This window comes from Phocaeicola intestinalis (assembly GCF_014837065.1).
Lineage (GTDB): Bacteria > Bacteroidota > Bacteroidia > Bacteroidales > Bacteroidaceae > Phocaeicola > Phocaeicola intestinalis.
Window position 1 is genome coordinate 1 of record NZ_JACSPP010000088.1, and the last position, 9,399, is coordinate 9,399.

Sequence of the window (9,399 nt, forward strand, 5' to 3'; positions counted from 1 at the left end):
GGCACACAGGACAAAAAAACATCCACACACATCCAGACGGACATAAGTGGTAAGGCAGGACCACTTATGTGAAACGGGCAACCCACTTATGTTCATCAAAAGGCATGCTTGAATCTGGGAAATCCACAAGAATAATGGGACTAAAAGAGCAGACAAGACAAATGCATAAGTGAGAAACCAATACCAGCATAAGGTGTCTAATTTTTTGACACCAAGTGTCTAATTTTTTGACACTTCAAAAAAATGCTTATTATGTAATCACCTGATTATCAATTAAAATTTTATTTGGCACGATATTTGCTTAAGGAAAAGAGACAGCATACGACATATAGCATTTGAAATTGTAAAAAAGAGAATTAATAAATTAATACATACATACAACGAACATGAACCAAACGATTCTACGCAACCTGTTTTACACGCTGAAGCGGTTCCGCACGGCTTCATTCCTAAATTTATTAGGACTATCCGCCGCCTTTGCCGCCTTCATCGTAATTATGATGAAGACCCGTTATGAACAACAATTCGACACCTGCTATCCCGAACCCGAACGGCTGGCGGTGCTGAACCTTTCCATTGACGGGAAAGACAACGAGCTGGTGGTGGTGCCTCGCCCGTTTGTAGATGCTGCCATCCAAGAGACCACGGGAATCGAATGCGGCACCCTGCTTTCGATGCAATTCGGAAGTAATCTGGTATATACTGACCCGCACTATCCGAAATACATCAAGGAAAACGTTGCAGCTGTATATCCCGATTTTGCAAAGACTATCGGAATGACTTTCGTGGAAGGCAATGACGAAGGGCTGGACACCCCCAACGGAGCCATTATCTCGGAAAGCCAAGCCAAACGGCTTTTCCCTGACGGAAGCGCCATAGGTAAATACATCTATTTGGAAAGTCCACACCAAGCTACCGAGGAAACACAATTCAGAATTAGCGGAGTGTACAAGGAATTCCCGAAAAATGCCCAACTCACCAATGACATCTATTGTCGCATTGGAGAAAAATGGGACCTCAACCAATGGGGAAGCTGGAGCTATCTGGCTTTCGTCCGCCTGAAACCCGGAGTCACTTACGAAGAAGTCAACCGCCAATTGGTCCAGAACAAGATTATCAACGATAAGATGGAGAAGTCATCTGATTTCAAGGAAGTCAAACCCATGGTTATTCCTATCCGAGATGTGTACTACCACACCAAGCCGTGGTTCTACTTCAAGACGGGCGACCTGCAGCACACGCGCCTGATGATTCTTATCGCCATACTGGTCATCGGCATCGCCGCCGTGAACCTTATCAACTTCACCACCGCCCTCACCCCGATGCGCATCCGCAGCATCAACACGCAAAAGGTATTGGGAAGCTCTGTCGGCTCGCTCCGCACGGGACTGGTGCTGGAAGCCGTGTGCACCGTGTTGCTGGGCTGGCTGATTGCGCTGGGCATCGTGGCTTGCCTCACGCAGACACAGGCACTTGACGCGTTGGATTTCAATCCCGCACTGAAAGACTATCTGCCCGTCATTTTCGGAAGCGTAGGCATCGCCCTACTGACGGGTGTACTTGCCGGACTTTATCCGGCATGGTACATGACCTCGTTCCCACCCGCACTGATGCTGAAAGGCAACTTCGCCCTGAGTGGAAAAGGAAAACGGCTCCGCACCGCACTGGTCAGCTTCCAGTACTTCATCTCGGCATGCCTCATCGTGTGCTCCACCTTCATCTTCTTGCAGAACGAATACCAGAAGAACATCCGCACCGGATTCGACCGCGACATGCTACTCATCGCCCAAATGCCTCAAAAACCTTTCCTGAGCCAGCCCTACAAGGCATTCGACCAGCAACTATTGGGCTATCCGGAGTTTGAAGGCGTGGCGTATGCCAACGATCGGATGGGAGGCGGAAACGTGTACAACATCCAGGGATTTACCATAGCCGAGCAACACGTACAGCCTTTCTATGTCCGCGTCTCTACCAACTTCCCGAAGGTCATGGACATGAAGGTGACCGAAGGGCGCGACTTCCTGCCCGGCGACTCCGTAGGGCGGAACGTAAGGCACTATATCGCCACTAAAGAATTTAAGAAGATGTATAACCTGCCCACCGGACAGGAACTGAATGCCGACTGGATGGGGAAAGCCGAAATCACGGGCTACGTGGACAACGTGGCGTTCACCTCGAACCGCATCACCGCCTTCAGCGGAACGCCCTTCGTATTTACTCCTAATTTATACGATGATGACGTGCTTCCTTTCGGCTATATCCGTGTAAAAGCCGGAAGCGACCCTGCGCAAGCCCTGAGCCACGCCCGCGAAGCCTTCGAGAAGAGCTTCCCCGGCTATGCTGCCGAGATTGATTTCTTCGACAACGTATATAAGAAGCTCTATACCGCCGAGACCAACCAGCAACAGGTAGTCATCGCCTTCAGCGTGCTTGCCATCATCATCTCGCTGGTGGGCGTGTTCGGGCTGACCATTTTCGAGACGCAATACCGGCGCAAGGAAATCGGGGTGCGCAAGGTGTTCGGTGCCAGCACGAGCCAGATATTGTGGCAATTCAACCGTGCCAGTCTGAAAGTCGCCATCCTTTGCTCGGCAGTGGCGATGCCGGTTGCCTATTACGTAATGAACCGCTGGCTGGAGTCATTCACCCAGCGCGTGCCGCTCTCGGCGTGGGTGTTCGTCGCCGCCTGCCTGCTGATTATCCTGATGACCCTCGTCACCGTGACCGTGCAGAGTTACCGTGCAGCGAACAGCAACCCGATAGATTGCGTGAGAGCTGAATGATTTTTTATGAAACGCAGATTAACGCAGATTTTCGCAGATTATTCGATAATCATCAATTAAAAGCACGAAAATCATATAAATAAAATCCGCGTTAATCTGCGGAAATCTGCGTTTCAACAAACAGACATACAAATATTATTAACCAACAAAAAACATACTATTATGATTAAGATTGAAAACCTTTGCAAGACATTCCGTACTACAGAAGTAGAAACTATCGCACTCAACAATGTCAGTTTCGAGATAGCCGACAAAGAATTTGTTGCCATTATGGGTCCTTCGGGATGTGGCAAATCTACCCTGCTGAACATTATGGGATTGCTCGACAACCCGACATCAGGCGATTATTATCTGGACGAAAAAGAAGTGGGACACCTGAAAGAAAAAGACCGCACAAACGTGCGCAAAGGCAACATCGGCTTCGTATTCCAGAGCTTCAACCTGATAGACGAACTGAATGTGGCGGAGAACGTAGAGCTTCCCCTCACCTACTTGGGCGTGCCCGCCGCCGAACGGAAACAACGCGTGGCAGACATCTTGAAACGGATGAACATCAGCCACCGCGCCAAGCACTATCCGCAACAGCTCTCCGGAGGTCAGCAACAACGTGTGGCAATCGCCCGTGCCGTGGTATCGAACCCGAAAATCATCCTTGCCGACGAGCCGACCGGTAACCTCGACTCGAAGAACGGACAAGAAGTAATGGAGCTGCTGACCGAACTGAACAAGGAAGGCACAACCATCGTGATGGTGACACACAGCCAGCGCGACGCCGGATATGCCGGACGCATCATCAACCTGTTCGACGGGCAGATTGTGGCTTCCATTGCCGAAATGTAGTTTCCTCTTTATTTTCACCACAGATTACACAGATTTATAAAATTATTATTCGCCAAAGACACGAAGAAATAAATGATAAAATCTGTGTAATCTGTGGTGAGAATCCTAAACACCCACTCAAGCACTTATGAACTATACGATATTACGCAACCTGTTTTATACGCTGAAGCGTTTCCGCACGGCTTCCGTGCTCAACCTCTTCGGGCTTTCGTTCGCCTTTGCCGCTTTCATCGTGATTATGATGAAGGTGAGCTACGAACAGAATTTCGACAACTGCTACCCAGAGCCCGAACGATTGGTGATGCTCAACCTGGGCGACCCCGATAACCATACCATGGGCTACCTGCCGCGCGGACCCATCGACTACTTAATGGAACAAGTACCCGGCTTCGAGTACGGTACCATCTATGCGCCGGCATGGGGGAAGACTGCCCTCTACACCGACCCCAAGAACCCGCAATACTTCTACGAAACACCCTGGGCGGTATCGCCCGGCTTCGCCAAGGTGGTAGGGCTGAAGTTCATTGCCGGAAGCGATGCCGAAATGGGACAGCCCGAAAGCATCATCGTCTCCGAGAGTTATGCCCGCAAGCTGTTCCCCGACGGCAACGCCTTGGGAGCATACCTCTACATCGAAGGGAGCAACTTCCTGACGCCCGACGCCACCAAGTACCGGATATGCGGCATCTACGAAGACCTGCCCGAGAACTGCCAGTTCAAGAACGACCTCTTCGTGACCATGGGCGAACGGGTGCAGAAGGATGACTGGGGAAGCCAGAACTACTTCGCCTTCTTCCGCCTGAAACCCGGCGTAAGCGTAGAAGAAGCCAACCGCCAGATAGCCGCCACCCGAGCCATCGACCGGATGAACGTGGACAAGGACGACAAGACCGCCCTCTACGTCTTCCCCATCCGCGACTTCTACTACACGATGCACTCGCCCTATTACCTGAAGACCGGAAGCCGCAGCACCACCGCCCTGCTCGTGGTCATCGGGATGCTCATCATCGCCATTGCCTGCATCAACCTGGTCAACTTCAGCACCGCCCTCGCCCCGATGCGCATGCGCAGCATCAACACGCAGAAAGTACTGGGCAGCACCAACGGCGAACTGCGCCGTGCCCTCACCCTCGAATCGGTATGTACCGTCCTTGTAGGTTGGCTGATTGCACTGGGCATCACGGCGGCACTCATCCGCCTGAACGTGCTTTCGTTCATGGGCTTCACGCCCTCGCTCCTCACCTACTGGCAATATGTGGCAGGCACGGGAGTGATAGCCCTCGCCGTGGGCATCATCGCAGGACTGTATCCGGCGTGGTACATGACCTCCTTCCCGCCCGCGCTGGTGCTAAAGGGCAACTACGCCCTGAGCGGCAAGGGAAAGCGGCTGCGCACCCTACTCATCGGATTCCAGTACGTGGTGTCGTTCGCCCTCATCGTGTCGGCGGCGTTTATCTTCCTGCAAAACCGCTACATGCGCAACCGTGCCTTGGGCTTCGACCGCGACCAGCTGCTCGTGGCAAGCCTGCCCGAAATGCCCTACCAGAGCAGCCCCTACCATAGCTTCGAGTCGAAGCTGAAAAGCTATGCCGAGATAGCCGACGTGGCGTTCGCCAAGTGGGAATTAGGCGCAAACGAAGGATATACCAGCTACGCGTTCGACTACAAAGGCGAATGGTACTACCACTTCTTCATCGAAGTGAGCACCAACTTCCCCGACGTAATGGGGATGAAGCTCACGTCGGGCACCGGATTCCTGCCCTCCGACTCTATCAGCAAAGACCCGATGATATTCCTTGCCACCGAAGACTTGCAGCGGAAGACGGGCATCGAGGCGGGCGAAATGGTAGACTTCTGTTGGGGCAACCAAGCACGCATCAAGGGCTTCGTGCAAAACACCCAGTTCACCTCACTCAAGATCAACGCGATGCCCTACGTGTTCTGCCCCAACGCCAAGTACACCAACGGGCAGCTGCCCTACGCCTACATCCGCGTGCGTGCCGGAAGCGACATGGACACCGCCCTGCGCCACGTGCGCCAGGCGGCAGAAGAATGCTTCACCGGCTTCCCCGTCGACGTGAAGTTCTACGACCAGGTCTACGCCTCGCTCTACCAGCGTGAGGCGGACCAGCAGCAGATGATTACGCTCTTCAGCCTGCTCGCCATTGTCATCTCGCTGGTAGGCGTGTTCGGGCTGATTATCTTTGAGGCGGAACACCGGCGCAAGGAAATCGGCGTGCGCAAGGTGTACGGAGCCTCGACGGGTCAGATACTCTGGATGTTCGGCCGCTCGTACCTCGTGCTGAGCCTCGTCAGCTCCGTCATCGCCACCCCCGTGGCGTGGTATGGCGTGACACGGTGGCTGGAGCAGTTCAGCCAGCGCGTGCCGCTCAGCCCGTGGGTGTTTGTGGGGGCGTGCGCCGTCATCTGCCTCATCACCGAAGTGACTATCACCGTGCAGAATTACCGCGCGGCGACCGCCAATCCGGTGGACAGCCTGAAGACGGAGTGAATCCGGATTTCACCACAGATTACACAGATTTATAAAATTATTATTCGCCAAAGACACGAAGAAATAAATGATAAAATCTGTGTAATCTGTGGTGAAAACAGACCTTGAAAAACGTGCAAAATGCAATTTAGACCCTCGGCGGACACTTTGCACGACTGCGAGACGCATTTTAGACCCTCGCCGCGCACTTTGCAACACTTGCAAAGCCTGCGGCGACCCCTCGGCGGACATTTTGCACGTTTTCCGAGGTGGGAAACAAGTTCTAAACAGTAACTATATACTGTGAAGAAACGCAGATTTTCACAGATTAACGCAGATTAAACAGATGATTAAATTTGAATCTGCGAAAATCCGCGTTAATCTGCGTTTCCAAACAAACAATTAAATAATAAATAAACCAGATGAAAAGAGCATTAAACAACCTGTTCCGACGGGGCGAAGCGAACCCCATCAAGATTCTCTGCCTCGGTGTCGGCCTCGCCATCGGGCTGACCATGCTTGCCGAAGTCATCTTCGAGCAGAGCTACGACAACTTTCTGCCCCGGCTGGAAGACACGTACCGCATCACCGAGCAATACAAATCGTCGCAAGAAGACACGTGGCGTCCCTATGCGCAAACACCGGGAGCCACCGCTCCGGGCGTGAAACGGTATTGCCCCGAAGTGGAAGCCGCCACACGCTTCACGTGGCTGGAAAGCGGTATGCACCTCGTGGCGGAAGACCAGCGGGAAGTGACCGCCAACGCCCTCCTGTGCGACAGTTCGTTCTTCGAAGTCTTCCCCCGACGCATCCTGATAGGCGAGAATCCGCATACGGGGCTGGAGAAAGAGAACAACGCCTACATCTCGTCGCGCCTTGCCGAAACGCTGGGCACCGACATCGTGGGACACACGCTGACGTGGAAAGAATATCCCGACTTCAAGCTGAACATCGTCGGCATCTTTGAGGAGTTTCCGGAAAACACTCACCTGCCCCGTATTGACGTAGCGGTGGCATTGCCCACCATCGGACAAGTGCGCTATGACGGGCGAAACAACTGGCTGGGGAACGACAGCTACAAGAGCTACATCCGACTCTATCCCGGCACGAAGCCCGACCAGCTGACGGACAACGTGAAACGGATGCTGGAGACCAACCTGCCGATGGAAGACCTGAGGAAAAACGGAGCGGATTATGACATCGGTTTCCAGCCCGTCGGCGAAATCTTTTCCTCATCGGATTACAACCGCATCATGAATATCGTCTTCCTCGCCTTCGCCATACTGATGCTGGCGGTAGCGGTGCTCAACTACATCCTGCTGGTCATCTCGGGCATGGTGAACCGCGCCAAGAGCATCGCCACTTACCGCTGCTATGGGGCAGGAAGCGGCGACATCTACCGCATGGTGCTCAGCGAATCGGCATTGCACGGGTTGTTGAGCCTCGCCCTGGCGATGCTGATTATCTTCGGGATTCAGGACGTGGTGCAGGAACAAATCGGGCACAGCCTCCGCTCGCTCTTCCCGCCTTCTACGATAGCCGTATGTGTGGCGGTGACTGCCTTCATCGTCCTCCTCTGCGGCGTAATGCCCGGCTACCTGTACACACGCATTCCCGTCACCTACGCCTACCGCCGCTATACCGAGAGCAAACGCCACTGGAAGCTGGGGCTGCTCTTCGTGCAGTTCCTCCTCACCACGTTCTTCGTGGCGATACTGGCGGTCATCAGCCTGCAATACCGTGCGCTGACCCATTACGACCCGGGCTTCGAATACAAGGATATGCTTTACGTACCACTTGCCGGCATCACACAGACCGAACAGCAGCGTTGCGTGCAGGAACTGAAAAAGCTGCCCGAAGTGGCGGGCGTGACGTGGGGGTATCAGCTGCCGTCCGAACATTGCAGCGGAAACAATGTATATAACCCTGAGACGGGACAAGAGTATATGAACATCGCCGATATGTACCTCGTGGGCGACGATTACCACAAGGCGTTCGGCATCCCCGTCATCGAAGGCAGCACCTTCACGCCTCACCTGAGCGACACCGTGGCACGTCAGGTGATGGTCAGCCGCAAGTTTGTGGAACGGATGCGCGAACTGGCGGGCTGGACAGGTTCTCCCATCGGCAAGACGGTGAACATCACCGAGCACGAAGGTCCGCTCACCGTCTGCGGCGTGTACGAAGAAATTCATTTCGGCTCGCAGATAGCCGAAGATGCCGACGAACGTCCCTCGGTGATGTTCTACGCTCCGGTGCCCTACTCTACCAATCTCTTTATCCGCCTGCGCCAACTCTCACCCGAAGGGATGAAAGCCGTGCAAAAAGTGGTGGAGGAAACGATGCCCGACAGGGATAAGCACGCCTATAGCCTGGCACTGGAAATGAACGCCCTCTACGACGGCATCCTGCACGTGCGCAACAGCATCCTCTTCACCGGCGCGTGCATCCTGCTCATCGCGCTCATCGGGCTTATCGCCTACATCCGCGACGAAATCAGCCGCCGCCACGCCGAGATAGCCATCCGCATCATCCACGGAGCCACGGTAGCCAACGTACAACGCCTCTTCCTGCTCGATCTGCTGAAGATTGCGCTCCCTGCCACCCTTATCGGCGCGTTGATAGCGTGGCGGGCAAGCATTTCGCTCCTCCAGCTCTTCGCCGTCAAGATTGAGCTGACGTGGTGGCTCTTCACCGGCTGCGCCCTCGCGGTGCTCCTCATCGTATGGGCAGTCTCGTCCGCCCTCGTCCTGAAAGCCGCCCGGATGAACCCCACGGAGAACCTGCGGACGGAGTGAATGACTATTCCGCCTAACCAAAAACATCCATCGTAGACCGACCATTGTTGATTTACGATGGATGTTACATACGTGCATCTTTTTGAAACATACGTGAATGGACGTTTGAAAATGAATACGTATATTTGCTGATGCTAATTCGATGTTTAACCTGCTTAAAGAAAAACCGTATGAAAAGATTTCTTTTTATTGCAAATGCAATCGGACTGGTGACACCCACCAACCTAAACGGATGTCCAACCAAGTGGACGAAATAGAAGTAGGCGAAATATTAGCGGAAACTGCACGCAAAGTAGGCGGCTATACGTATTCCATATCAAGTACACATCCTTACGGCACTTGGAATACGGAAATGGGATACGGTCTGCTTGATGCTTATGCAGCCGTACAAGAAGCAAAAGCGAGATTAAATTATAGTCAAAAGTAAGTGAAATGCGAATAATTCGTTTAAAAGTTGTATCTTTACGGCATGGAAATGCAGTTGTCG

At 53.3% G+C, this 9,399-nt stretch carries 5 protein-coding genes; all 5 read left to right on the forward strand.

All coding sequences use genetic code 11. The features are described 5' to 3' along the window. Window positions 1-386 precede the first annotated feature (386 nt). The 5 genes from H9625_RS16420 to H9625_RS16440 all read left to right on the forward strand — a co-directional run bounded on the left by H9625_RS16420 (window position 387) and on the right by H9625_RS16440 (window position 9,339). Entirely contained in the window at window positions 387-2,783 is a 2,397-nt protein-coding gene (locus tag H9625_RS16420) for an FtsX-like permease family protein (protein WP_191765362.1), read from the forward strand. Window positions 2,784-2,945: 162 nt separating this feature from the next. Continuing rightward, complete coding sequence (locus tag H9625_RS16425) at window positions 2,946-3,623, forward strand: ABC transporter ATP-binding protein (RefSeq protein WP_087212869.1); 678 nt, start codon at window positions 2,946-2,948, stop codon at window positions 3,621-3,623. A 127-nt stretch (window positions 3,624-3,750) separates the two neighbouring features. Then, entirely contained in the window at window positions 3,751-6,135 is a 2,385-nt protein-coding gene (locus H9625_RS16430) for an FtsX-like permease family protein (RefSeq protein WP_191765364.1), read from the forward strand. A 401-nt stretch (window positions 6,136-6,536) separates the two neighbouring features. Further along, on the forward strand, window positions 6,537-8,912 hold the full coding sequence (locus tag H9625_RS16435) for an ABC transporter permease (protein WP_191765366.1): 2,376 nt from the start codon (window positions 6,537-6,539) through the stop codon (window positions 8,910-8,912). A 232-nt stretch (window positions 8,913-9,144) separates the two neighbouring features. Next, window positions 9,145-9,339, forward strand: a complete 195-nt coding sequence (locus H9625_RS16440) for a hypothetical protein (protein ID WP_191765368.1) — start codon at window positions 9,145-9,147, stop codon at window positions 9,337-9,339. The last annotated feature ends 60 nt before the right edge of the window (window positions 9,340-9,399 follow it).

What these genes read in the sequence shown, in the direction of transcription:
- H9625_RS16420 (WP_191765362.1), top strand. Translation starts at nt 387, where the DNA reads ATGAACCAAACGATTCTACGCAACCTGTTTTACACGCTGAAGCGGTTC.
- H9625_RS16425 (WP_087212869.1), top strand. Translation starts at nt 2,946, where the DNA reads ATGATTAAGATTGAAAACCTTTGCAAGACATTCCGTACTACAGAAGTA.
- H9625_RS16430 (WP_191765364.1), top strand. Translation starts at nt 3,751, where the DNA reads ATGAACTATACGATATTACGCAACCTGTTTTATACGCTGAAGCGTTTC.
- H9625_RS16435 (WP_191765366.1), top strand. Translation starts at nt 6,537, where the DNA reads ATGAAAAGAGCATTAAACAACCTGTTCCGACGGGGCGAAGCGAACCCC.
- H9625_RS16440 (WP_191765368.1), top strand. Translation starts at nt 9,145, where the DNA reads ATGTCCAACCAAGTGGACGAAATAGAAGTAGGCGAAATATTAGCGGAA.